General features: G+C 61.9%; 19 protein-coding genes. 15 read left to right on the plus strand and 4 right to left on the minus strand.

All coding sequences use genetic code 11. The features are described from left to right. Window positions 1-42 precede the first annotated feature (42 nt). Entirely contained in the window at window positions 43-1,578 is a 1,536-nt protein-coding gene (ilvA, locus tag CR152_RS04910; RefSeq protein WP_099873920.1) for a threonine ammonia-lyase, biosynthetic, read from the minus strand. Between the two features lie 193 nt (window positions 1,579-1,771). On the opposite strand from ilvA, the gene CR152_RS04915 reads away from it, so the two are divergent. Both CR152_RS04915 and CR152_RS04920 read left to right on the plus strand, forming a co-directional pair. Further along, the gene (locus tag CR152_RS04915) at window positions 1,772-2,284 is read left to right on the plus strand and encodes a YqaA family protein (RefSeq protein WP_099873921.1); all 513 of its coding nucleotides are present in this window, start codon (window positions 1,772-1,774) and stop codon (window positions 2,282-2,284) included. An 81-nt stretch (window positions 2,285-2,365) separates the two neighbouring features. Continuing rightward, a protein-coding gene (locus CR152_RS04920) for an IS3 family transposase (RefSeq protein ID WP_099882008.1) occupies window positions 2,366-3,735 on the plus strand; the annotation gives its coding sequence in 2 pieces (ribosomal slippage) (window positions 2,366-2,884 and window positions 2,887-3,735; 1,368 coding nt in all). 144 nt (window positions 3,736-3,879) lie between these two features. Here the strand turns inward: CR152_RS04920 and CR152_RS04925 are convergent. Beyond that, window positions 3,880-6,018, minus strand: a complete 2,139-nt coding sequence (locus tag CR152_RS04925) for a TonB-dependent receptor plug domain-containing protein (RefSeq protein WP_099873922.1) — start codon at window positions 6,016-6,018, stop codon at window positions 3,880-3,882. An 86-nt stretch (window positions 6,019-6,104) separates the two neighbouring features. Here CR152_RS04925 and CR152_RS04930 point away from each other — a divergent pair, with 86 nt between their 5' ends. The 7 genes from CR152_RS04930 (at window position 6,105) to CR152_RS04960 (ending at window position 15,671) form a co-directional block, all read left to right on the plus strand. After that, the gene (locus CR152_RS04930; RefSeq protein ID WP_229413277.1) at window positions 6,105-7,295 is read left to right on the plus strand and encodes a sensor histidine kinase; all 1,191 of its coding nucleotides are present in this window, start codon (window positions 6,105-6,107) and stop codon (window positions 7,293-7,295) included. Beyond that, window positions 7,292-8,071 carry a LytR/AlgR family response regulator transcription factor gene (locus CR152_RS04935; RefSeq protein WP_099873923.1) on the plus strand — a complete coding sequence of 260 codons (780 nt, stop codon included), beginning with the start codon at window positions 7,292-7,294 and terminating at the stop codon, window positions 8,069-8,071. The genes CR152_RS04930 and CR152_RS04935 overlap by 4 nt, the downstream gene beginning before the upstream one ends. A 231-nt stretch (window positions 8,072-8,302) precedes the next feature. Next, window positions 8,303-12,331 carry a DUF3683 domain-containing protein gene (locus tag CR152_RS04940; protein WP_099873924.1) on the plus strand — a complete coding sequence of 1,343 codons (4,029 nt, stop codon included), beginning with the start codon at window positions 8,303-8,305 and terminating at the stop codon, window positions 12,329-12,331. Then, a complete protein-coding gene (locus tag CR152_RS04945) occupies window positions 12,328-12,750 on the plus strand; it encodes an HIT family protein (protein WP_099873925.1) in 423 nt (140 codons plus the stop codon). The genes CR152_RS04940 and CR152_RS04945 overlap by 4 nt, the downstream gene beginning before the upstream one ends. Beyond that, window positions 12,747-13,163: a gamma-butyrobetaine hydroxylase family protein gene (locus CR152_RS04950; RefSeq protein ID WP_208640070.1), complete on the plus strand. Its 417-nt coding sequence runs from the start codon at window positions 12,747-12,749 to the stop codon at window positions 13,161-13,163. The genes CR152_RS04945 and CR152_RS04950 overlap by 4 nt, the downstream gene beginning before the upstream one ends. 287 nt (window positions 13,164-13,450) lie before the next feature. Beyond that, on the plus strand, window positions 13,451-14,359 hold the full coding sequence (locus tag CR152_RS04955) for a hypothetical protein (RefSeq protein ID WP_157778324.1): 909 nt from the start codon (window positions 13,451-13,453) through the stop codon (window positions 14,357-14,359). Beyond that, a complete protein-coding gene (locus CR152_RS04960) occupies window positions 14,352-15,671 on the plus strand; it encodes a hypothetical protein (RefSeq protein WP_157778325.1) in 1,320 nt (439 codons plus the stop codon). The genes CR152_RS04955 and CR152_RS04960 overlap by 8 nt, the downstream gene beginning before the upstream one ends. An 89-nt stretch (window positions 15,672-15,760) precedes the next feature. Here the strand turns inward: CR152_RS04960 and CR152_RS04965 are convergent, their stop codons facing one another. Both CR152_RS04965 and CR152_RS04970 read right to left on the minus strand, forming a co-directional pair. Next, window positions 15,761-16,825 carry a hypothetical protein gene (locus CR152_RS04965; RefSeq protein WP_099873928.1) on the minus strand — a complete coding sequence of 355 codons (1,065 nt, stop codon included), beginning with the start codon at window positions 16,823-16,825 and terminating at the stop codon, window positions 15,761-15,763. A gap of 83 nt (window positions 16,826-16,908) precedes the next feature. Further along, entirely contained in the window at window positions 16,909-17,670 is a 762-nt protein-coding gene (locus tag CR152_RS04970) for a DeoR/GlpR family DNA-binding transcription regulator (protein WP_099873929.1), read from the minus strand. 146 nt (window positions 17,671-17,816) lie between these two features. Here CR152_RS04970 and glpD point away from each other — a divergent pair, with 146 nt between their 5' ends. Genes glpD through CR152_RS05000 form a run of 6 tightly spaced genes read left to right on the plus strand, consistent with a single transcriptional unit; the run spans window position 17,817 to window position 23,541 of the window. Then, window positions 17,817-19,343: a glycerol-3-phosphate dehydrogenase gene (gene glpD, locus CR152_RS04975; RefSeq protein WP_099873930.1), complete on the plus strand. Its 1,527-nt coding sequence runs from the start codon at window positions 17,817-17,819 to the stop codon at window positions 19,341-19,343. Between the two features lie 58 nt (window positions 19,344-19,401). Beyond that, entirely contained in the window at window positions 19,402-20,502 is a 1,101-nt protein-coding gene (locus CR152_RS04980; RefSeq protein ID WP_099882014.1) for an ABC transporter ATP-binding protein, read from the plus strand. Window positions 20,503-20,504: 2 nt separating this feature from the next. Next, the gene (locus CR152_RS04985; RefSeq protein ID WP_099873931.1) at window positions 20,505-21,587 is read left to right on the plus strand and encodes an ABC transporter ATP-binding protein; all 1,083 of its coding nucleotides are present in this window, start codon (window positions 20,505-20,507) and stop codon (window positions 21,585-21,587) included. 1 nt (window position 21,588) lies between these two features. Further along, a complete protein-coding gene (locus CR152_RS04990) occupies window positions 21,589-22,458 on the plus strand; it encodes a carbohydrate ABC transporter permease (protein WP_099873932.1) in 870 nt (289 codons plus the stop codon). Continuing rightward, window positions 22,455-23,255, plus strand: a complete 801-nt coding sequence (locus CR152_RS04995; RefSeq protein ID WP_054265957.1) for a carbohydrate ABC transporter permease — start codon at window positions 22,455-22,457, stop codon at window positions 23,253-23,255. The genes CR152_RS04990 and CR152_RS04995 overlap by 4 nt, the downstream gene beginning before the upstream one ends. 10 nt (window positions 23,256-23,265) lie before the next feature. Beyond that, window positions 23,266-23,541, plus strand: a complete 276-nt coding sequence (locus tag CR152_RS05000; protein ID WP_099882016.1) for a DUF2160 domain-containing protein — start codon at window positions 23,266-23,268, stop codon at window positions 23,539-23,541. Window positions 23,542-23,584: the final 43 nt, after the last annotated feature.

Here is a 23,584-nt window from a genome sequence, read left to right on the forward strand (position 1 = left end):
TCGGCGGGGGCGACGGCGATCAGGTCAGCGAGGGTATTGGCATCACCCCAAAAACATCTTATACACCGGATTGGCACTCTCATCCCAATGACGGTATCCGAGCGTGGTGAGGAACAGGCGGAACTCCTCCATTTCCTCGACCGGCACTTGCAGTCCCACCAGAATGCGTCCCACATCGCCGCCTTGATTGCGGTAATGGAACAGCGAGATATTCCAGTTCGGCGCCATGCTGTCGAGGAAGCGCATCAGCGCGCCCGGCCGCTCGGGGAATTCGAAACGATACAGCAGTTCGTCATGGGCCAACGCACTCTTGCCGCCGACCAAATGGCGGATGTGCAGCTTGGCCAGCTCATCGTGCGTCAGATCGAGCGTCTTGAAGTCGCTCTGCTCGAAGGTCCGCGCCAGCACGCCGGACTCGCCGCGGCTGGCGATCTGCACGCCCACGAACACGTGTGCCTGGGCCGCATCGCTGACGCGGTAGTTAAATTCGGTCACATTGCGCGGCCCGATCAGCGCGCAAAAGCGCTTGAAGCTGCCGCGCTGCTCGGGAATGGTCACCGCGAACACCGCTTCGCGCGCTTCGCCCAGCTCCGCGCGTTCGGCCACGAAACGCAGGCGGTCGAAGTTCATGTTCGCGCCGCAGGCAATCGCCACCAGCGTCTCGCCGCGCACCGGGTTCTTGCTCATCGCCGAACGCTCGATGTAGGCCTTGGCGCCGGCCACCGCCAGCGCGCCGGATGGCTCCAGGATCGAGCGCGTATCCTGGAACACGTCCTTGATCGCGGCGCAGATCGCATCGGTATCGACCAAAATGATCTCGTCCACGTACTGCTGCGCCAGGCGGAAGGTCTCTTCGCCCACCAGGCGCACCGCGGTGCCGTCGGCGAACAGGCCCACATCGGGCAGGGTCACGCGCTCGCCGGCTTTCAGGCTGCGCGCCATCGCGTCCGAATCGGTCGACTGCACGCCGATGATCTTGATGTCCGGGCGGATCTGCTTCACGTACGCCGCCACCCCGCCGATCAGGCCCCCGCCGCCAATGGCCACGAAGATCGCATGGATCGGGCCCGAATGCTGGCGCAAAATCTCCATGCCCACCGTGCCCTGGCCGGCAATGACGTCCGGATCGTCGAACGGGTGCACAAAGGCGAGCTTCTGCTCTTTTTCGAGCGTGAGCGCGAAGTTATAGGCGTCGGTGTACGAGTCGCCATGCAAAATCACTTCCACATTGGTTCCGCCGAAGGCCTTGACCGCGTCGACCTTCACGCTCGGCGTGGTGGTCGGCATGACGATCACCGCGCGGCAGCCCGTTTTGGCCGCCGACAGCGCCACGCCCTGCGCGTGATTGCCGGCCGACGCGCAGATCACGCCGCGCTTGAGCTGCGCCGGGGCCAGGTTGGCCATCTTGTTGTACGCGCCCCGCAGCTTGAAACTGAACACGCTCTGCATGTCTTCACGCTTGAAGTAAATGCGGTTCTCCATGCGCTGCGACAGGATCGGCGCGAATTCGAGCGGCGTTTCGGTGGCGACGTCATAGACGCGGGCGGTCAGGATTTTCTTGAGGTAGTCGATAGTCATAGTCTGCAAACAAAGTGATTCTGGGCCGGAAAATCCGGAACGCGATGCTGTTGACGCTGGACTGTGTTGTCGGCGGATGGCCGAGGCTTGCAGTGCGATGCGCGGTTCCGGATGGCGGGCTCGGCGTATCGTGTCGGTGCAATACTTTTTCCTCATTATAATGGACGGCTTCAGCAGTCATCAAAGTGCCTCCATGATCGAATCCGCTGTCCTCTGGCTGCTCAAATTGCTGGCCGCTCCCACGGTCGGGCTCAGCTCGGTCTTCGTGATAGCGTTCGTGTCGGCCACGCTGGTGCCGCTCGGGTCCGAGCCGGCCGTGTTCGCCGTCATCAAGGCCAATCCAGCCATGTTCTGGCCAGCCATCCTGGTGGCGACCCTGGGCAACACCCTGGGCGGGGCGCTCGACTACTTCATCGGCTACCGCGCCAAGGTCGCGTTTGCGAAAGAGCGCAAGTCGCGCTGGTTCGCCTGGCTGGCGCGCTACGGCGCCAAAACCATGCTGCTGTCGTGGGTGCCCGGGATTGGCGATCCGCTGTGCACGCTTGGCGGGTGGCTGCATTTGCCGTTCTGGCCGAGTCTCGGCTATATGGCGATCGGCAAATTCATGCGTTACCTGACCATGACCACCGCGCTGCTGTATGTGCCGGATAGCTTCTGGAAGGGGCTGGGCGCGACCTTGTCCAATTTCTGGCATATGTTTTTTTAGCGATACCCTCCGCTTCGTCATTCCCGCCTGTGAACTGACCCAAAAAAGTTGGACACCGTTTCTACTTTTTGGGGGAAGTCGATGACGAAGCATACGACGGCATTCAAGCTAAAAATCGCTAAGCAATATGTACCTGGCTTGATGGGCTATAAGGAAGTGGGCCGCGTCAACAACGTTAGCTACGGCCAAGTACGCCGTTGGGTACTGTTCCACCGCTATCACGGCAAAGCTGGCCTTGAACCGAGGAAGTCTGTTCAGTACAGCGCCGATGAGAAGCTTGAGGTCTTGCGGTACATGTGGGCGAACAAATTATCGTATGTGGAAACGGCGGCCAGGTTCAATATTCGCGCGCAGGGCTACGTCGGGGTTTGGGAGCGCGATTTTCGTGATGGCGGTATAGTGCCACTGATCCGCAAACCCAGAGGAAGACCCAAGCGCATGGCCGATTTACCCAAGCAAGTTGCACCTGCCAGCGTGCATAGTGATGCCACACGTAGCCGTGAAGAGTTGCTGGTGGAGCTGAACCAGTTACGGATGGAGGTCGCCGTTCTAAAAAAGCGGAGAGCCTTAGCTCAAGCGGCCGAACAGGCTGCGGCAATGCGCAAAAAGCGCACATAGTCCACGAGTTAAGGCTGCAATTTCCCATTGCGCAGTTGCTTGCGCTTACCGGTCTGAAACGTAGTACGTTTTACTATCAAAAGAAGGTTGCGCAAGACGGCGACAAGCATGCGCACTTGAAGCAGGGTATCGAGACGACCTATCAGGCACACAAGGGGCGTATGGGCTATCGGCGTATCGCTGACGTGCTGCGCAAGGCAGGCCATCGCGCATGCGCCAATACCGTCCAGCGCTGCATGCAGGCAATGAAGCTGACATCGCTGGTACGCATCAAGAAATACAAGTCGTACAAGGGGGAAGTGGGCAAGACTGCGCCGAACATCTTGCTGCGCGATTTCAACGCAGAGGGGGTGAATCAGAAGTGGGCAACCGACGTCACCGAGATGAAAGTCGCTGGTCAGAAAGTGTATCTATCACCCGTGATGGACCTGTTCAACGGGGAAATTGTAGCGTATGAAATGGACACGCGTCCGGTACTCGGACTGGTGACAGGCATGCTCAAAAAAGCCTTCCGGAAGTTGCGTGCCGACGATAAACCGATCGTCCATTCAGATCAGGGATGGCAGTATCGCATGCCGGCCTACCAGCACATGCTGGCGCAGAAAGGCATCGTGCAGAGCATGTCTCGCAAAGGCAACTGCCTCGACAACGCAGCCATGGAGAGCTTCTTCGCAGTGCTGAAGACGGAGTATTACCACCTGAACAAATTTAGTAGCGTCGACGAGTTGAAAAAAGGTCTGGCCGAGTACATTGACTACTATAATCACTGCCGTATCAAGATGAAGCTGAACGGACTGAGCCCGGTGCAATACCGAACCCAGCATTCGCTTTGATTTAATCAAAACACCGTCCAACTTTCTTGGGTCACTTCACTGCGCGGGAATGACGGTTTTGAAGTTTGTGGTCAGAAAAACGCTGAACCTAACGCCATCGAGTCCAGAGGCCAGTTCCTGGAGAGGTGGGAACGACGATGGTGATTAGAGGCTTGTTTCCAGCACCACCCGCACCACCGCCGCCGTCGATGCGCGCCCCGCGCGCGCGTTGCTGCCGTCAGCATCGGCATACGCGCTGCCGCTCCTGCGGTCGCGGTGCAGCGCGTTCGCCACCGACAAACGCAGCTGCGTGTGTGCCCCCGCCTTCCACACCCCAACCACATCGAGCACGCGCACCGGCCCCGTATCGCTGCGCAGGTATCTGCTCATTTGCGTCGCCCCGCCATATTGCAGATTCAGGTTCATCCCCAGCGTGTACTGCGCCCCGATGCGCGCATCGACGCCGAAATTGGCTGTGACGCGCGCCTGGTCGCCCAGCCGGTTGTCCGGCCCCGGCACCGCGTCCAGCCGCGACCAGTTGCGCGCGGCGTTGGCGCGCAGGTCCATGTCCGGCGCCGACGGCAGCACGCTGCGCAGCGGGAAGCGGGCGTCGAATTCAAGGCCTGCCACCTTCGCCTTGCCGTTGTCGAACGGCGTCGATATCCAGGCGCCATCCTCCTGGTACAGGGTTTGCACCGTCACCGCGTCGATCCGGCGCGCGTAGGCCGACACGCTGACGACCCCGTTCTTGCCGAAGTACGACTCGTAGGCCGTGTCGACACCCCACGCCAGTTCGGGCTTGAGCGCCGGGTTGCCGCGCACATCCGGATTGGTCGGCCCGTTGGCGTTGTTGACCGTGTACCGGCGCGGCACCAGGTTGCGCACCGCCGGCGCCTTGTAGGTGCGCGAGAGCGAAAAGCGCAGCTGGTCCTTGCCCTCCAGCTTCCACAGCAACTGCGTGATGGGGCTGAGCACCGACGACTTGCTGCTCACTTCCTTCAGTGCGCGCCCTTCTGTCGACGTGTGCAGCCCTTCCCAGCGCAGCCCGAGGTAAGCCTGCAGGCGTGGCGACACGGTCCACTCGTCTTGCGCGAACACCGCCAGGCGGCCGACCACCGCGCGATAGTCTTCGTCGAGCTGCGACAGGAACCGGCCGGCGGTGGTGCTGTCGTTCTGGCGCCGCGATTCGGTGCGCTGGGTGCGCCCGCCTTCCCAGCCGATGCCCATGCTGTGGCCGGGTATGAGCGGCGCCAGGTATTTGCCGCTCAAGACGGCGCTGTTGTCGACCGCGTCCGAGAGCACCTTGCGCGCCAGCGTGCCGGTACTGCCAGCGCCCCTGAACAGATAGTCCGTTTCGCGCTTGTTGTGATTGAGCCCGGCCTTGACCGTGAGCTTGCCATCGGCGCCGATCTGGCGCGCCAAGCTGATGTCGCTGCGCGCTGACACCGTATCGGACCTGGTGCGGTAATCGTTGATCGGATACTCGGTGCTCGCACCCGAGACGGTGGTTTCGACCGCATTGCCGTTGTTGGCATTGCGCGCGACGTCGATGAAGGTCTGCCAAACCAGGCTGCCGCCGTCGGGCAGGGTCCAGTTCACGCGCGGCGTCAGGTTCAGCCGCGTGTTGCGAAACGATGCCCACTCGCGCAGTTCGCGCCGCGCCAGCGGCGCATCGTCAACGTCGGCGTCATCGACCGTTTCAAGCGTCATGTAGCGGTTGTCGGTGGTTGTGCGCGTCATTTCGGCCGCCAGCGAATAGGCCAGGTCGCCGGCGCGCTCGCCCCATTGCAGCGACGCCGACGGGTCGCCGCGCCCCGCCAGCAGGCCCGCACCGAGCTTGACGTCGCGCTGATTGCGTGCGTTGCCCTTCTTGAGTATCACATTGATGGTCCCGGCGATGGCCTGCGAACCCAGTTCCGCCGTTGCGGTGCGCAAAATGTCGATCCGCTCGATCATGGCCGGGGCGATGCTGTCGATCGAAAAGCCGGCCGCCACCGGATCGCCGTTAACCAGCAGCTGGGTGTACCCCGCGCCCAGCCCGCGCATGCGAATTTCGCCGCCGGCCAGCGACACGCCGCTCTGGCGCTTGAGCACCGCCGAGAGGGACGTGTCGCCGTATTGAATAATCTCGTCGCGTCCGACCACGATGCGGGCGGCGGTGTCGTCGCGCCGCACATTGGCGCCGGCGGCGCCGCTCACCTCGACCCGCTGGATCGTGCCGGTGGCGTCCTGCGCGTGGGCGGCATGGCTAAAGGAAGACAGCAGGGCGAGCGCCTGCGCGGAAAAGACGAGAGAGGATTTCATGAACGATCAAGTGGTGGACAGGGACGCCGATTGTGTGGGCTCGCCCGCCCGCGCAGAACCGGTATGTGACGAGTCGCCGGAACTGGATGACGAAGGCCGCAGCACGGCAGAAAAATGGCGTGGCCGCGCTGGTATACTTTGCGTCGATGATCACTGCACAAAATCCGCCCCGACCAAGCAGCCTGCCCAAGGCGCTCCTGACGATCGTATTGATCTGGACGGTGCTGTGCGCAATCGGCGCCGTTGGCAACCACAGCGACGAGCTGCAACGCGGTGGCTTCAGCCGCTCCTACGCGCATATGTTCTGGCTCTGGTGGCGCGAACACCTGCTGCTGATGGCAATGAGCTTTGGCTGCTACGCCTTTTTCACCGCCCGCCCGGCGGCGCTGGGCAGCGTGCCGCGCATCCTTGCCGCCTACCTGCTGGTCGCGGCCGTGTTCACGCCGCTCGACCTGCTCAATGCCGGCATGCTCAAACTGTATGACGAGGGAACGCTGTCCGGACTCGCGCCGGTTGTCGACGCCGCACTGGCGCGCTCGCGATTCTGGCAATTCATGGCGCTGGTGTGGGTGACGTTTACGTTCGTGGCCGTGGTGGCCGTGTGCAGCTGGCGCGAAGGCCGCCGGCGCGAACAGGCCTGGATGCGCTCTCAGAGCGACAATCTGAAACTGCGTCTGGAACTGGAGCAGCAACGCTTGCTGGCGCTGCGCGGCCAGCTGGAACCGCACTTCCTCTTCAACGCCCTGAACGCCATCAGCGCGCTGGTGCGCTCGGACGACAAGCGCGTGGCGCTGGACGGCATCAACCATCTGAGTGCCTTGCTGCGCTATGCGCTGGAAGCGAGCGCGCGAGATCACGTCGGCGTGCGCGAAGAGTGCCAGTTCCTCGACGACTACCTGGCCTTGCAGCGCCTGCGCTACGGTGCGCGCCTGCAGGTCAGCGTCGAAGGCGACAGCGAGGCGGTGCTGGCCGGCGACATGCCGCCGCTGTTGCTGCAGCCGCTGATCGAAAACGCGCTGCGCCATGACCTGGACTGCCACGACCGCCCGAGCGATATCCGGGTCGCCTTTGCCGCGACCGTGGACCGCTTGTCGATCCACGTATCCAACCCCGCCGGCGAGGCCCGCTCGGCCAACCCCGGCCTTGGGCTGGGCCTGCGCCATACCCGCGCACGCCTTCAACTGGCCTACGGCGATGGCGCCGCGCTGCAAACGGGCCTGAAGGACGGCCGCTTCGTGGTCGATATCCGCATGCCGCTGCACGCGCCCGACAAATGATGCTGCGTGCGCTGATCGTCGACGACGAGGAACCGGGCCGCGTCAACCTGCGCTACGCCCTGGCCGACCACCCGCGCTGGCAGGTTGCCGGGGAGTGCGCCAGCGTGGCCGCGGCGCAGGCGGTCATCGCAACGCAGGACGTCGACGTCGTATTCCTCGATATCCAGATGCCGGGCGACTCCGGCCTGGTGCTGGCGCGCGCGCTGGCCGGCCTGGCCAACCCGCCGCTGGTCATTTTCGTCACCGCGCATAACGCCTTTGCGCTCGACGCGTTCGAGGTGCACGCCCTCGACTACCTGCTCAAACCTGTACACGACGCGCGCCTTGCCACTGCACTGGCGCGCGCCGAAGCGATGCTGGAACTGCGTCAGCGCCCCGCCTACGGCGCCGCGCTGCGCGCCTGGGTCGACGCCAGCGACGCGCCTCCCGGCACTCCTGGCCGGTACTGGCAGCAGGTGAGCGTGCGCTCGGTCGGGCGCATCGAATGCATCCGGCTGGCCGACGTCGACTGGATCGAAACCTGCGGTAATTACGTCAGCCTGCATCTGGCCACGCGCAGCGTGATGCACCGGCTGCCCCTGAGCCGCCTGCTGGCCCATCTCGATCCGGCCCGCTTCCTGCGCGTGCACCGCGGCGCAGTGGTGCGCACCAGCCAGGCCGCCAATCTGGACGTGGTGGGCGATGGCGCCTGGCGCCTGACCCTGCGCTCGGGCGCCCACCTCGCCGTCAGCGAACGCTATGTCGAGGCCCTGCGCGCGGCGATGCGCGAGTGCTGACGCGGCGGGTGATTCAGTATTTCGTTCCGAAAAGTTTCATTTCGACTGAACTTTGATCGGCGGTGGGCGACGTTAAATCCAAAAACTATTGTCATTATCTCAAATTGCCATCGATTTGTTTGCGCGCTTTCACCCTGTAGCCCTTGTAAAAGCGAAGGCTGTTCCTGCGTTGTGCAGCGCAATACGCTAGAATGAACTCCCTTAGGGTCAGTCCACATAGTCCACCAATACATGAACGCCCCCGCACAAATCCAAGCACTTCTGGCCGAAACGCCAAACGGTCACGCCGCGACCCGCCTGCGCGAAATCCCTTATAACTACACCTCGTTCTCGGACCGCGAAATCGTGATCCGTCTGCTGGGCGAGTCGTCCTGGGAGCTGCTCGACGAATTGCGCGGTTCGCGTCAAACCGGGCGTTCGGCGCGCATGCTGTACGAGGTGCTGGGCGATATCTGGGTAGTGCGGCGCAATCCGTATTTGCAGGACGACATGCTGGACAACCCGAAGCGGCGCCAGGAACTGATCGACGCGCTGCATCACCGCCTGGCCGAAGTGGACAAACGCCGCACCAGCGTCGACGCGCTTGAGGGCGATGACCCGACCGGCGAAGTCGCGCGCGCGCGCAGCGCCAACGTGGAAAAGCTGCTCAAGGCAGCGTCCAAGGCCGTCGAAGACTTCGGCAACGAATTCCGCCAGACCTGGGACCTGCGCAAGCGCACCACCAAGGTGCTGGGCCGCTACACCGAAAAGCACAATATCTGCTTCGACGGCATGAAGCGCGTCGCCCACGTCACCGACGCCACCGACTGGCGCGTCGAGTATCCGTTCGTGGTGCTCACGCCCGACACCGAAGACGAGATGGCGGGCCTGGTCAAAGGCTGCATCGAACTCGGACTGACCATCATTCCGCGTGGCGGAGGAACCGGCTATACCGGCGGCGCCATTCCGCTCACGCCCATGTCGGCCGTTATCAACACTGAAAAACTGATCACCCTGGGCGAGGTCGAAATGACCATGCTGCCCGGCGTGGACCACGAGTACGCGACCATTCATTCGGGCGCCGGCGTGGTCACCAAGCGCGTTTCCGACGCCGCCGAAAAGGCCGGCTTCGTATTCGCGGTCGACCCTACATCGGCCGAGGCCTCCTGCATCGGCGGCAATGTCGCCATGAATGCCGGCGGCAAAAAAGCCGTGTTGTGGGGCACCGCGCTCGACAACCTGGCGTCGTGGAAGATGGTCGACCCGAACGGCGACTGGCTGGAAGTGACGCGCATCGGCCACAATTTGTCGAAGATCCACGACGCGCCGACTGCCACCTTCAAGCTCGAATGGACGCACCCGAATGCGCGCGGTGAAGCAAAAGACGCGCCGTTCAAGACCGACATGCTGGTCATCGAAGGCCGGCGCTTCCGCAAGGAAGGCCTGGGCAAGGACGTCACCGACAAATTCCTGGCCGGCCTGCCGGGCATCCAGAAAGAAGGCTGCGATGGGCTGATCACGTCGGCGCGCTGGATTCTGCACAAGATGCCGAAGTACGCGCGCACCGTCTGCCTCGAATTTTTCGGCCAGGCGCGCGATGCGATTCCATCGATTGTCGAAATCAAGGATTACCTCGACGGCCTGCCTGCCAAGGGCGGCCCGGCGTTTGCGACCATCCGCCTGGCCGGTCTGGAACACCTCGATGAGCGCTATCTGCGCGCGGTCGGCTACGCCACCAAGTCGAAGCGCGGCGTGCTGCCCAAGATGGCGCTGTTCGGCGACATCGTCGGCGACGACGAGAACGCCGTGGCGCAAGCCGCTTCGGAAGTGGTGCGCATCGCGAACACCCGCGTGGGCGAAGGCTTTGTGGCCGTCAGCCCGGAAGCGCGCAAGAAATTCTGGCTCGACCGCGCCCGCACCGCGGCAATTGCGCGCCACACCAACGCCTTCAAGATCAACGAAGACGTGGTCATTCCGCTCAACCGCATGGGCGAGTATACCGACGGCATCGAGCGCATCAACATCGAGCTGTCGATCAAGAACAAGCTGCAGCTGACCGACGAACTGCGCGCGTTTTTCGCCGCCGGCAATCTGCCGGTCGGTAAAAGCGACGACGCCTCGGGCGAATCGATCGGCGACGAAGAAATGCTGGGCGACCGCGTGCAGCAAGCGACCGAACTGCTCGGCGCCGTGCACGCGCGCTGGACCTGGCTGCTGGCCCAGCTCGACCAGCCGCTGGCCGGCGCGCGCGATGCCTTGCGCGCAATCGGCATGGAGCGCCTCGACGTCGTGTTCGACGAGCGCCTGGCGCAGCAGCCCGACGCCACCCTGTTCGACGTGGTCCAGGACCGCACCGTGCGCGTTTCGTGGAAGCAGGAGATCCGCGCGCAACTGCGCCAGATCTTCAACGGCGCCGCCTACAAACTGATTCTCGACGAATCGACCGCGATCCACCAGAAGGTGCTGCGTTCGCGCGTGTTCGTGGCGCTGCACATGCACGCCGGCGACGGCAATGTGCACACCAACCTGCCGGTCAATTCCGACGACTACGCCATGCTGCAGGATGCGCACGAAGCCGTGGGCCGCATCATGAAGCTGGCGCGTTCGCTCGACGGCGTGATCTCGGGCGAGCATGGCATCGGCATCACCAAGCTCGAATTCCTGACCGAGGAAGAAATCGGCGAATTCCGCGACTACAAGCTGCGCATCGATCCGGAAGGGCGCTTCAACAAGGGCAAGCTGCTCAACCTGCCCGAATTCGGGGCCGACCTGCGCAACGCCTACACGCCGTCGTTCGGCCTGATGGGCCACGAATCGCTGATCATGCAGCAAAGCGATATCGGCGAGATCGCCAACAGCATCAAGGATTGCCTGCGCTGCGGTAAATGCAAACCGGTGTGCACCACCCACGTGCCGCGCGCGAACCTGCTGTATTCGCCGCGCGACAAGATACTGGCGACGTCCTCGCTGATCGAAGCGTTCCTGTACGAAGAGCAGACCCGCCGCGGCGTCTCGATCAAGCACTGGGAAGAATTCGAAGACGTGGCCGACCACTGCACCGTGTGCCACAAGTGCGTCACGCCATGCCCGGTCAACATCGACTTCGGCGACGTGTCGATGAACATGCGTAACCTGCTGCGCAAGATGGACAAGAAGACCTTCAGGCCGGCCAACGCGGCGGCGATGTTCTTCCTGAACGCCACCGACCCGGTGACCATCAACGCCACGCGCCAGGTCATGGCCGGCTGGGGTTTCAAGGCGCAGCGCTTCGGCCATAACGTGCTGAAAAAATTCGCCAAGAAGCAGACCAAGGCGCCGCTGCCCACGACCGGCAAGGCGCCGGTGCGCGAGCAGGTGATCCACTTCATCAACAAGAAAATGCCGGGCAACCTGCCCAAGAAGACCGCGCGTGCGCTGCTCGATATCGAAGACGACAAGATCATCCCGATCATCCGCAATCCGAAGGTGACCACGGCCGATACCGAAGCCGTGTTCTATTTCCCGGGCTGCGGATCGGAGCGATTGTTCTCGCAGGTTGGCCTGGCCACCCAGGCGATGCTGTGGGAAGTCGGCGTGCAAACCGTGCTGCCGCCGGGTTACCTGTGCTGCGGCTATCCGCAGCGCGGCGCCGGCCAGTACGACAAGGCCGACAAGATGATGACCGATAACCGCGTGCTGTTCCACCGCATGGCAAATACGCTCAACTACCTCGACATCAAGACCGTGCTGGTGTCGTGCGGCACCTGCTACGACCAGCTGGCGACCTATGAGTTCGACAAGATATTCCCGGGTTGCCGCATCATGGACATCCACGAGTACCTGCTTGAAAAAGACGTCAAGCTCGAAGGCGTCAGCGGTACGCGCTATATGTACCACGAGCCTTGCCACAATCCGATGAAGCTGCAGGATTCGGTCAAGACCGTCAATGCGCTGGTGTCGACGGTGGACAACGTGAAGATCGAAAAGAACGACCGCTGCTGCGGCGAGTCCGGTACCTTCGGCGTGTCGCGTCCCGACATCGCCACGCAGGTGCGCTTCCGCAAGGAAGGCGAAATGGAGAAGGGCGCCGACAAGCTGCGCGCCGATGGCTTCAGCGGCGACGTCAAGATCCTGACCAGCTGCCCATCGTGCCTGCAAGGCCTGTCGCGCTACAACGACGATGCCGGCACCACCGCCGACTACATCGTTGTCGAAATCGCGCGTCACAAGCTGGGTGAAAACTGGCTGCCCGAATACGTAGCCCGTGCCAACAGCGGCGGCATCGAAAGGGTACTGGTATGACGTGTGAACTGTGCGAACTGGCGGCCGAGCCGATCTGGCGCAACGACAGGCTGTCGGTCATCCTGGTCGACGACGCCGCCTATCCGGGCTTTTGCCGCGTGATCTGGAACGATCACGTCAAGGAAATGACCGACCTGGCGCCGAGTGACCGCCTGCTGCTCACCGACGCGGTGTGGCATGTGGAGCTGGCCCTGCGCGATGTGATGAAGCCCGACAAGATCAACGTCGCCAGCCTTGGCAACATGACGCCGCACCTGCACTGGCACGTCATTGCGCGCTACGCCGACGATGCGCATTTTCCGAATCCGGTGTGGACGGTGGCGGTGCGTACGACCGAAGAATCGACCCTGGCGGAGCGCCGCGCGCTGCTGCCGAAACTGGCGGCCGACATTGCGCGCCGCATGGAAAAATCAGCATGAACCCGACCGCACTGACCGTCCACCAGAAGTCCCGCGTGCTCGATATCGCCTTTGACGACGGCAGCAGCTTTTCGATTCCGTTCGAGCTGCTGCGCGTGTATTCGCCGTCGGCCGAAGTGCGCGGCCACGGCCAGGGGCAGGAAGTTCTCCAGCTGGGCAAGCGCGATGTCGGCGTCATGGCGCTCGAACCGGTGGGTAACTACGCGGTGCAGCCGACCTTCTCGGACGGCCACAACACCGGTCTGTTTTCGTGGGATTACCTGTACAAGCTCGGTAGCGAGCAAGCTGCCTTGTGGGCCGACTACATGGCACGCCTGCGCGCCGCCGGTTTCGAGGGTGACGCAGGCCGCGAACCCGGCGCCGAGCTGCCGGGCGTGCCGACGCGCCACATGGGCTGCGATAAACCGCACTAAATCCCGAAAGGCGAACGGTACCATCGGTCTCGGGTAAGCAGGCGCTCTACTGGCCGATATCTTTGTTTCTGGTGCAATGATAGCTGGCTGCGGATACGGTTTGCCAAAAATACAGGAGCAGCGTAGTGTCGTGTTAACTTTGCCGCGGAGGTAAGAACATGGCCGTTAACATCACGTTTCGGACTCAGTAGCTCGGAGGTGTTGCTGAGTTTTGCCATAGTAGCAAATTGCCATTTCTTGCTAATTCACTACATTTGGTTGAGCTTGTCGTTCTTCTGGCGCGCTATATGGAAGAAGGCGTAAAACTGGTTCCCAAGGTCTATTTGACCGATGACATGACGCTGTTGAGTGCGATGCTCCCAGGCGGCGAACGCATGAAGATCGGAACGACTACCAGAGACGTCGACGGACTCAAAACCGCAATAAAAAAATGTGCCCCGCTTGCTGCGGGGGGGGGGATGATTTACATCGAGGATCGGGCGGAGACGATCGACTACGGTGTTTTCAAGGATTCCGGAAATCCCATTGCGGTACTGGTTGATCAGATTTTGATGATCGAAAATAATTCATTCTCGGTTGTAAAGGTTTTTCAAGTTGCCGATGATTGTGTGGAAATTCGTTCGAATCAGGGCGCTTTTCATTATGTGTTCCTGAATCATCGCAAGGAAGACGCAGCGCCGCCCTTACAATTTCTCGACAAGCTGGTCCTGGCGATCGTGGCCGAGACGGAGGCCGACGTTCGTGAGGCGGCGCATGGCTATCTCACCCGCTTGTTGTTCGAAACCCTGCGAAAATCCCACGGCTGCATAATCGCCGTCACGGACCTTGCGGAGCCTCCTCGTTTCCTTGCTGAAGACGGCGTAATTTTCGACCAAGCAATCGACTTCCCCGCATTAATCAACGAATTCAAAAAAGATCCTGCTCAACAGTCAAGACTCGAAAGCAAAGGCTATTTGCTTCAGGGGATGCTTAATTCCGACGGAATCATTCTGTTCGACAGCAGGGGACGTTTGCTTGGCTATAATTGTTTTGTGAAGCTCGAGCCGGAGGCGGCAGCCGCTGCGAGGGTTGTTCAAGGAGGGGCGCGTAGACGCGCTTTTCGCAGTCTCAGTGGAAAAGTTGGAAATGGCCTGCGTGCAGCGTTCATGCAATCGCAAGACGGCTGGTCCGAATTTAAGGGGAGCGAACATGGATAATATGACGGTTTGGCAGCAAGAGAATGGAGCGCTTCCCGCGGAGGCGAAATCGCCAGTACAAATTTCGGATTACGCGTTGCAGTTGAGTAAGAAGGATAAGGCTCAACTGGTGGCGGCGTTCGAATCCCAGCACTACGAAATGGCGGTCAGTTATCTGTGGGGGAAAACCATCACCGCCTTGAAGAAAGAGCTTGCGACCGTTGGCATCCGTCTTCTGGGAGAAATGCTTGGAAAACTGGGCGTTGATGAAGACGACGATGTGGATGACATCCTGACTGTCAAGGATACGATACGCCTGGCGGAAGAATTGGGAATTGTGTCCCCCACTGATGGACTTCGGCTCAGGCATACCTACGAGCTGATAACGCATTTTTCTCAGATGGATTCTTTGGAAAGCGATGCCGAGGACATCGATGAATCGGAAGCGATATCTTCGCTAAAAGCCTGTGTGAAAGGCGTGCTGGGGCGTCCTAAAATAGAAGTTGCAAAGAAATTTGTGGATTTCCGCGAGGCTTTGGAAGGCGCGACCCTGGTCGACGACGATCCGCGGGTGGTCATGCTAAAGAGTTCTCCCTATTTTTTCTATAAGCTCACCATCAGTGTGCTTATGAGCGCGGCGAAGAAAAATGCGGGGGCAAATTTGGAGCATGCCCTTGCAAATATCAACGTGGTGGTGCCGGCTATCTGGCCCAGCCTGCGCGATACCGAAAAATGGCAAATCGGACATACATACGCTGAAGCTTATGCCGACGGAAAAACCACGGTCGTGAGCGGTTTGAAAAGTGCCCTTTTGAAGGTGAAAGGTTTCGATTTCGTCCCTGAAAATCTTCGAAGCGATGCGTTTGTAAAAGCAGCCGAGGCAATCATCAAGGCCCACGAAGGACTCAATAATTTCTATAACGAAGCGTCGCCCGTAAAAAATCTGGCGAAGCTGGGCACGACCATTCCAACGCCTGCGCTACCCGCTTGCATTAGTGCTTTGCTTTGCGTTGTATTGGGGAACTCGTACGGCGTTGCCTGGTCTGCCGAGGAGGAGGCGTCCCAGATGCTTGACCGCATGAGCCAGGAGCGTTGGTCCTATTATCTGAATAATGTTTTCCCGGGCGATATCCGGGTGATGAGCAAATTGACATCTAGCAAACCGTTGGAACGTTGGATAGATTTTGCCGAGCAGCATGGTTTTCAGGATGTAGAGTTGAAAAATGCCACGCTCAATCAGCTCATACGAGCGTCGTCCGAGAAGGACTTGGGCAAAACAGAGCGGATGGCAGTTCGATTGCTGAACGAATACTACGGTCGAACTCAGGCTTGAAACGCCATGGCGCATCCGGGTTCCGCTCGATTCCGCCGACGCTTGGTTCCGCTTCTTCCTTCGCACTGGCTGCGTAAGCGAGTGCTTGCCTATGCGGCAAGCGCCTGCGGCGACACGCCGGCCGACTGCATCGCGCCGGCGCGCGCGTAGATTGCGGCGGCCACCGGCGAATTCAGTTTGAGCACCAGGCGGCGCCGGTCCGCAGTCGCCAGGCGCTCATTCATCTGGTCGAAAATGTCCAGCGGCCCCAGTTCCTGCGCCTTGAGCTGAACGCCCAGCGCATCGACCGCCGGATACTCCGCCAGCTTGGCGAGGACGTCGTCCACATTCATGCCCGCGTGGATGACGATCAGCTGCGGCTCCAGGCGCGCCCAGGTTTCAACCGTCAGCTTGAGCTTGCGCTTGGTGTTATCGAGCAGCGCGACCTGCACGGCTTCGGTCCAGGCGACGTGGTTCATTTCCAGCGCATGTTCGAGCTGCTGTCCGTGCAAGCTGTCGGCGGCGCCCTGGGCGGCTGCGTGCGATTTGATCTGGGGCAGGGTCGGGGCGGCGGCCAGCTGATGGTCCATGCGCGCCGCATGCACTCGTTCAAACAGCACGATCAGGTTGTTCACGTCGAGGGCGCGCCCTTCCGGCGTGGAGGCAAACGCCGCGACCGCCGAACGCCATGACGCCTTATTATTCGGTTCCACCGTCAGCGTGGGAAGGCGCAGCGCGCGCGCGCCAGGAGCGCCGCTCAGCACCCCCACGGTGCCGCTGGATGACAATTTGAGGAATTCGACGAACGGACGCATGCCGCGCTGCAGGCCCACCAGGCCGACGATCTTGTTGTCGGGGTGCTGGCCGATGATGTACACGCGCTGGTCTTCGTCGGACGCGAAGGTGCCGAGCAGTTTCATGCGGTGGTTGGTCATCCCCGACCACAGTTTTTTCATCTCGGCGTAGGCATCGGCGTCTTCCTCGCCGATATATTCACGTCCCAGGGGCTGCACGCGCAGGCGTACGCGCGCGGTTTGCTCGACCAGATAGGGAGCGTACAGCTTGAAATCGCCCGCCAGCCTGCTGAATTGATTGCGCTGATAGTAATAGAAGCCGGCTGCCACGGCGCCGGCCACGATCGCGATCACGGCAAGGATCATCAGAAAAGTCGACATGCTCATTCGCTAACAAAATAGGGGGGCTTAGGGTAACACCAATCATCCCCCAAAAACCGCCCGCGGCCCAGCGTTGAAGCTCGTTATTGCGCAATTACAACATTCACCTTGGCCTCGCGCAGCACCCTGGCCAGCGCTTCGGGCGGTTTGGCGTCGGTGAACAGCACGTCGATCTGCGAGGCGTGGGCCATGCGCATCAGCGCCTGGCGTCCGAATTTGTCGTGATCGGCCACCAGCCACACCGCGCGCGACTGCTCGATGATCGCCTGCGCCACCTTGACCTCGCGCGGGTCGAAGTCGCGCAGGGTGCCATCGGGCTCGATGCTCGAAATGCCGATGATGCCGATATCGACCTTGAACTGGCGGATGAAATCGATGGTGGTTTCGCCCACGATGCCGCGGTCGCGACCGCGCACCACGCCGCCGGCCAGGATCACTTCGCACCCGGGGCTGTCGCACAGGATGGTCGCCACATTGAGGTTGTTGGTCACCACATGCAGTCCCTGGTGGTGCACAAGCGCGCGCGCCACTTCTTCGGTGGTGGTGCCGATATTGATCAACAGCGAACAGTGCGACGGCACCTGCGCCGCCACCGCGCTGGCGATGCGGCGCTTGGCGTCCACGTTGAGCACCTGGCGGTCGCTGTAGTCGATGTTCTGCACCGAGGACGGCAGGCCCACGCCGCCGTGGTAGCGCGCCAGCAGGCCCGCTTCTTCCATCAGCTTGACGTCGCGCCGCACGGTTTGCGGCGTCACTTCAAGCTGCTGCGCGAGTGCCTCCAGCGACACCGTTACCTGCTGGCGCACTGCGTCGAGAATGCGCCGCTGGCGTGGGTTGAGCGTCATCGTGGGGCTCCTGTTAAAGCGCCAAATTTATCACAAACGAAATAAAACGAAAACAAACAGATAAATTTTTGTTTCATTTTTTTCGTTTTTGTCTTATTGTTCATCTTTGTAGTGTACCCAGATTCCCCTTTTGAAGCGAGAGTGGCATGGACAAGGCGGGCAGTATCGCGTGTGATTTATTAGTGGTCGGCGGCGGCGTCAATGGCGCCGGCATCGCGCGTGACGCGGCGGGGCGCGGCATGTCCGTGGTTCTGTGCGAAAAGGACGATCTGGCTTCGCACACCTCGTCGGCGGCCACCAAGCTGATTCACGGCGGCTTGCGCTATCTGGAACAGTACGAATTCGGCCTGGTGCGCAAGGCGCTGATCGAGCGTGAAGTGCTGCTGCGCGCCGCTCCGCACATCATGTGGCCGATGCGCTTCGTCACCCCGGTCGACAAGGGCCAGCGCCCGGCCTGGATGATCCGCGCCGGCCTGTTCCTGTACGATCACCTGGCCCGGCGCGAGCTGCTGCCGGGCTCCGAAGGCATCGACCTGCGCCGCCATGCGGCCGGCGCGCCGCTCAAATCCACCTTTACGCGCGGCTTTGTGTATTCCGACGGCTGGGTCGACGATGCGCGCCTGGTGGTACTGAACGCAATCGACGCCGCCGCCAAGGGTGCGTGCGTGTTCACGCGCACCGCCTGCGAGTCGGCACGGCGCGAGGGCGAGCGCTGGGAAGCGCAACTGCGCCGCGCCGACGGGCAAGCCATCGACGTGAGCGCGCGCTGCATCGTCAACGCCGCGGGGCCATGGGCGTCGCGCTTCCTGCAGGGGACCAACCCGGGTCCGGCCGACAAATCGGTGCGCCTGATCAAAGGCAGCCATATCGTGGTGCGGCGCCTGTTCGAGCATCCCTACGCCTACATCTTCCAGCATCCGGACGGGCGCGTGGTGTTTGCCATTCCGTACGAGCAGGACTTCACCCTGATCGGCACCACCGACCTCGAATACCACGGCGACGCCGGCAAGGTCGAAATCGACCAGGCCGAAATCGACTACCTGTGCGCACTGTCGAGCCGCTACTTCACCAAGCCGATCACGCCGGCCGACGTGGTGTGGAGCTATTCCGGCGTGCGTCCTTTGCTCGACGACGAGTCCAGCGACGCGTCCGACGTCACGCGCGACTACACCTTCGAGCTCGATACGCAGGGCGCGCCGATGCTGTCCATTTTCGGCGGCAAGATCACCACCTTTCGCAAACTGGCCGAGCAAGCCGTCGACCTGATCGCGCCGGTGCTGGGGAACACGCACGGCGCCTGGACGGTCAACGCCTGCCTGCCCGGGGGCGACGTGCACGGGCCGCTGCCGGACAACCGCAGCGTGCTCGAATTCGACGGTTTTGTGGCGAACCTGCAGAAGCAGTACGCGTGGCTGCCGGCCGCGCTCGTGGCACGCTACGCGCGCGCTTACGGCACCCGCATTCACCTGATCATCGAGCAGCGCACCAGCATCGGCGCCATGGGCGCCGAGATCGTACCCGGCCTGTACGAAGCGGAAGCGGCTTACTGGATCGATCATGAATGGGCCACCACGGCGACCGACATGCTGTGGCGCCGTTCCAAACTAGGCTTGCATTTGCCAGCCGATGCGGGCATTGCAGTCGATGCCTGGATCACAGAATTTCGCAAGTAGAAAAAGCAAATCCCGCCACAGGGATGCAGCAGTAAGACAGGAAAAAACAGGAGACATGATGCAGCTGGCATTGGAAAACGTGAGCACGAAGTATGGGGCGCAGGATCACCTGTACCCGATGTCGCTCGAACTGGTACCCGGTACCATCAACGTCCTGCTGGGCACCACGCAGGCCGGCAAGACGTCGCTGATGCGGGTCATGGCGGGTCTCGACCGGCCCACGCACGGCAAGGTGATCGCCGGCGGCAAGGATGTGACAGGCCTGCCGGTACGCCAGCGCGACCTGGCGATGGTGTACCAGCAGTTCATCAATTATCCATCGTTCACGGTGTTCGACAACATCGCCTCGCCGCTGCGCATCAAGCGCGTGCCCGAGGCCGAGATTCGCACCCGCGTGGAACGCATGGCCGAACGCCTGCATATTTCGGCCCACCTGAACAAACTGCCGGCGCAGCTGTCCGGCGGCCAGCAGCAGCGCACCGCGCTGGCGCGCGCGCTGATCAAGGAGTCAGCCCTGCTGCTGCTCGACGAGCCGCTGGTGAACCTCGACTACAAGCTGCGCGAAGAACTGCGCAAGGAGCTGGCCGCCCTGTTTGCGGAAGGGAAGACCACCGTCGTCTACGCCACCACCGAGCCGCTCGAAGCCTTGCAGCTGGGCGGCCACACGGTGCTGCTGCACGAAGGGCGCCTGCTGCAGCATGGACCGACGCTCGACGTTTTCAACGCGCCCAATTCGGTGCAGAGCGCGCGCACCTTCAGCGACCCGCCGATCAACCTGATCCCGGCCACCGTCGGCGCCGATGGCATGGCTCGCGTGGCGCCGGATCTGGCGATTCCCCTGAATGACGCGCAGCGCCGCCAGGCCGCCCAGCATGGCGAGGTGGTGCTGGGCCTGCGTGCCCACAGCCTGCGCCTGGCGCCCCTGCACGCCGACGATTTTCCGCTCGCCGCCCAGGTCGAACTGGCCGAAATCAGCGGGTCCGAAACCTACGTCCACTTGCAGCGCGGTCCGATCGGGCTGGTGGCGCAGCTGACCGGGGTGCATAACCTCGACCTCGGCGTGCCGTGCACCGTGTACCTGCGTCCGGACGAATTGTTCATGTTCGCACCCGGCGGCGCCTTGCTGTTCGCGCCGCCGCAGACTCAAGACGGAGTGTAAGCATGGCCCGCATCGAACTTCCCGACCTGGCGCATGCCTACAAACCTAATCCGCAGCGGCCCGAGGACTACGCCCTGCGCCCGATGAACCTGACCTGGGACGATGGCGGCGCCTATGCGCTGCTCGGCCCTTCCGGCTGCGGCAAGACCACGCTGCTGAACATCATCTCAGGCCTGGTGCGCCCCTCGCACGGACGCGTGATTTTCGACGGCAAGGACGTTACCGACCTGCCGCCGGAAGCGCGCAACATCGCGCAGGTGTTCCAGTTCCCGGTCATCTACGACACCATGACGGTGTTCGACAACCTCGCTTTCCCGCTGCGTAACCGCGGCTGGAAAGAAGCCGAGGTACGCAAGCGGGTCGAACATATCGCCGCCATGCTGGAACTCTCAAGCGACTTGAAACACCGTGCCAGCGGCCTGGCGGTCGACGCCAAGCAAAAGATCTCGCTGGGCCGGGGCCTGGTGCGGCCGGACGTGGCGGCGGTGCTGTTCGACGAACCGCTGACCGTGATCGACCCGCACCTCAAGTGGCTGCTGCGCCGCAAGCTCAAGGAAATCCATCACGAACTCAAACTCTCGCTGATCTACGTCACCCACGACCAGGTCGAAGCGCTGACCTTCGCCGACAAGGTGGTCGTGATGACCCAGGGCGAAGTGGTGCAGACTGGCAGCGCGCAGGAGCTGTTCGAGGAACCGGCGCACACCTTCGTGGGCTACTTCATCGGCAACCCCGGCATGAACCTGCTGGCCTGCCCGGTGCGCGACGGCCGCGTTTACCCTGGCGCGGATGGTATCGCGCTGCCGCCAGCGGCGCAAGCCGCGCTGGCAGGCAGCGCCGGCATCACCATCGGCATCCGTCCGGAGTTCGTCGAGTGCGCCCCCGCGCAGGGCGTCGACACCGTGGCCGCCACGGTGGCCAGCGTGCGCAATATGGGCACGCACTTCATGGCCGAATTTACGGTAGGTGCGCATACCGTCACCGCCAAGCTGCGCAGCGCTCCGGCGCGCGCCGGGCAGGCAGTGTGGCTGCGCTTTCCGCCTGAGCGCACTCTTTACTACGTCAACGACAAGCGGGTGGCCTGACATGAAAACCTATAACAACCGCGCCTGGCTGCTGATTCTCCCGGTGATCATCTGTGTGGCCTTTTCGGCCGTGCTGCCGCTGATGACGATCGTGAACTACTCGGTCCAGGATATCCTCAGCCCCACCAACAGCGTTTTTGTGGGCACCGAATGGTTCAAGATGATCATGCGCGACAGCGAACTGCATGGCGCGCTGGTGCGCCAGCTGGGCTTTTCGATGGCCGTGCTGCTGATCCAGCTTCCGCTCGGCATCCTGATCGCGCTGACCATGCCGGCCAGTGGCTGGCGCGCCTCCCTTGCGCTGGTGCTGATCGCGCTGCCGCTGCTCATTCCCTGGAACGTGGTCGGCACCATCTGGCAGATCTTCGGCCGTGACGACATCGGCCTGATGGGCAATACCATCAACCGCATGGGCATCAGCTACAACTACACCGGCAGCGTGGTCGACGCCTGGGTCACCGTGCTGGTGATGGATGTGTGGCACTGGACGCCGCTGGTGGTGCTGCTGGCGTACGCCGGCCTGCGCTCGATTCCCGACGCCTACTACCAGGCGGCGCGCATCGACGGCGCCTCGCGCTTTGCGGTGTTCCGCTACATCGAGTTGCCGAAGATGCGCAATGTGCTGATGATCGGCGTGCTGCTGCGCTTCATGGACAGCTTCATGATCTACACCGAGCCGTTCGTACTGACCGGCGGTGGGCCTGGCAACGCCACCACCTTCCTGTCGCAGTACCTGACGCAGAAAGCCGTGGGCCAGTTCGACCTCGGTCCGGCTGCTGCTTTTTCGCTCATCTATTTCCTCATCATCCTGCTGTTCTGCTTTGTGCTGTATAGCTGGATGCAACGCCTCGGTACGGGAGAGTCCAAATGAAGCGCCTGTCCTCACCGCTGCTGGTGTTCTATCTGGTACTGGCGATGCTGCCGATCTACTGGATGTTGAACATGTCGTTCAAGACGAACGAAGAAATTACAGGCGCGCTCACGCTCTTCCCGCGCGAGTTCACGCTGGCGAACTACCGCACCATCTTCACCGATCCGTCGTGGTACAGCGGCTACATCAACTCGATGATCTACGTGATGATGAACATGGTGATGTCGGTATCGGTGGCGCTGCCGGCCGCGTATGCGTTCTCGCGCTACTCCTTCATCGGCGACAAGCACCTGTTTTTCTGGCTGCTGACCAACCGCATGACGCCACCGGCGGTGTTCCTGCTGCCGTTCTTCCAGCTCTATTCGACGGTCGGCCTGATGGATACCCACCTGGCCGTGGCGCTGGTGCACATGCTGTTCAACGTGCCGCTGGCGGTGTGGATCCTGGAAGGCTTCATGTCCGGCATCCCCAAGGAGATCGACGAGACGGCGTACATCGACGGCTACAGCTTTCCGCGCTTCTTCTTCAAGATCTTCCTGCCGCTGATCAAATCGGGCGTGGGCGTGACCGCCTTCTTCTGCTTCATGTTCAGCTGGGTCGAACTGCTGCTGGCGCGCACACTGACCTCGGTCGACGCCAAGCCGATCACCGCGATCATGACGCGCACGGTGTCGGCCGGCGGCATGGACTGGGGCGTGCTGGCCGCGGCGGGCGTGCTGACCATCGTGCCGGGCGCGCTGGTCATCTGGTTCGTGCGCAATCATATTGCCAAGGGTTTTGCGATGGGGAGGGTGTGACATGGAAAACCTGTTTGCCTGGATGGCGTGGACCGCGCCGGTGGCTATTTTCTTTACCTGTATCGGCCTGATGCTGGCCGGGATGACGATCTGGCAGATCCGCTCGCCGTCGATCGAGCGGCGCGGCTTTTTGCCGATGTCGACCACGCGCGGCGACCGCCTGTTTATTGGCCTGCTCACCGCCGCATATGTTAACCTCGCGTGGGCGGGCCTGAGCGAGCTGCATCAGGGAATCGGTGCGGCGATCGGATTTGTGGTGCTGTTGATTGTGATGCGCTGGGGTTGAACCGGGCACCGGCGCATGGTGGGGTACTTTTTTAACGATGTAC

The organism is Massilia violaceinigra, from assembly GCF_002752675.1.
GTDB classification, from domain to species: domain Bacteria; phylum Pseudomonadota; class Gammaproteobacteria; order Burkholderiales; family Burkholderiaceae_D; genus Telluria_A; species Telluria_A violaceinigra.

What these genes read in the sequence shown, in the direction of transcription:
- ilvA (WP_099873920.1), bottom strand. Translation starts at nt 1,578, where the DNA reads ATGACTATCGACTACCTCAAGAAAATCCTGACCGCCCGCGTCTATGAC.
- CR152_RS04960 (WP_157778325.1), top strand. Translation starts at nt 14,352, where the DNA reads ATGGATAATATGACGGTTTGGCAGCAAGAGAATGGAGCGCTTCCCGCG.
- glpD (WP_099873930.1), top strand. Translation starts at nt 17,817, where the DNA reads ATGGACAAGGCGGGCAGTATCGCGTGTGATTTATTAGTGGTCGGCGGC.
- CR152_RS04985 (WP_099873931.1), top strand. Translation starts at nt 20,505, where the DNA reads ATGGCCCGCATCGAACTTCCCGACCTGGCGCATGCCTACAAACCTAAT.
- CR152_RS04915 (WP_099873921.1), top strand. Translation starts at nt 1,772, where the DNA reads ATGATCGAATCCGCTGTCCTCTGGCTGCTCAAATTGCTGGCCGCTCCC.
- CR152_RS04940 (WP_099873924.1), top strand. Translation starts at nt 8,303, where the DNA reads ATGAACGCCCCCGCACAAATCCAAGCACTTCTGGCCGAAACGCCAAAC.
- CR152_RS04980 (WP_099882014.1), top strand. Translation starts at nt 19,402, where the DNA reads ATGCAGCTGGCATTGGAAAACGTGAGCACGAAGTATGGGGCGCAGGAT.
- CR152_RS04965 (WP_099873928.1), bottom strand. Translation starts at nt 16,825, where the DNA reads ATGTCGACTTTTCTGATGATCCTTGCCGTGATCGCGATCGTGGCCGGC.
- CR152_RS04955 (WP_157778324.1), top strand. Translation starts at nt 13,451, where the DNA reads ATGGAAGAAGGCGTAAAACTGGTTCCCAAGGTCTATTTGACCGATGAC.
- CR152_RS04995 (WP_054265957.1), top strand. Translation starts at nt 22,455, where the DNA reads ATGAAGCGCCTGTCCTCACCGCTGCTGGTGTTCTATCTGGTACTGGCG.
- CR152_RS04950 (WP_208640070.1), top strand. Translation starts at nt 12,747, where the DNA reads ATGAACCCGACCGCACTGACCGTCCACCAGAAGTCCCGCGTGCTCGAT.
- CR152_RS04945 (WP_099873925.1), top strand. Translation starts at nt 12,328, where the DNA reads ATGACGTGTGAACTGTGCGAACTGGCGGCCGAGCCGATCTGGCGCAAC.
- CR152_RS04970 (WP_099873929.1), bottom strand. Translation starts at nt 17,670, where the DNA reads ATGACGCTCAACCCACGCCAGCGGCGCATTCTCGACGCAGTGCGCCAG.
- CR152_RS04990 (WP_099873932.1), top strand. Translation starts at nt 21,589, where the DNA reads ATGAAAACCTATAACAACCGCGCCTGGCTGCTGATTCTCCCGGTGATC.
- CR152_RS04935 (WP_099873923.1), top strand. Translation starts at nt 7,292, where the DNA reads ATGATGCTGCGTGCGCTGATCGTCGACGACGAGGAACCGGGCCGCGTC.
- CR152_RS04930 (WP_229413277.1), top strand. Translation starts at nt 6,105, where the DNA reads ATGACGAAGGCCGCAGCACGGCAGAAAAATGGCGTGGCCGCGCTGGTA.
- CR152_RS04925 (WP_099873922.1), bottom strand. Translation starts at nt 6,018, where the DNA reads ATGAAATCCTCTCTCGTCTTTTCCGCGCAGGCGCTCGCCCTGCTGTCT.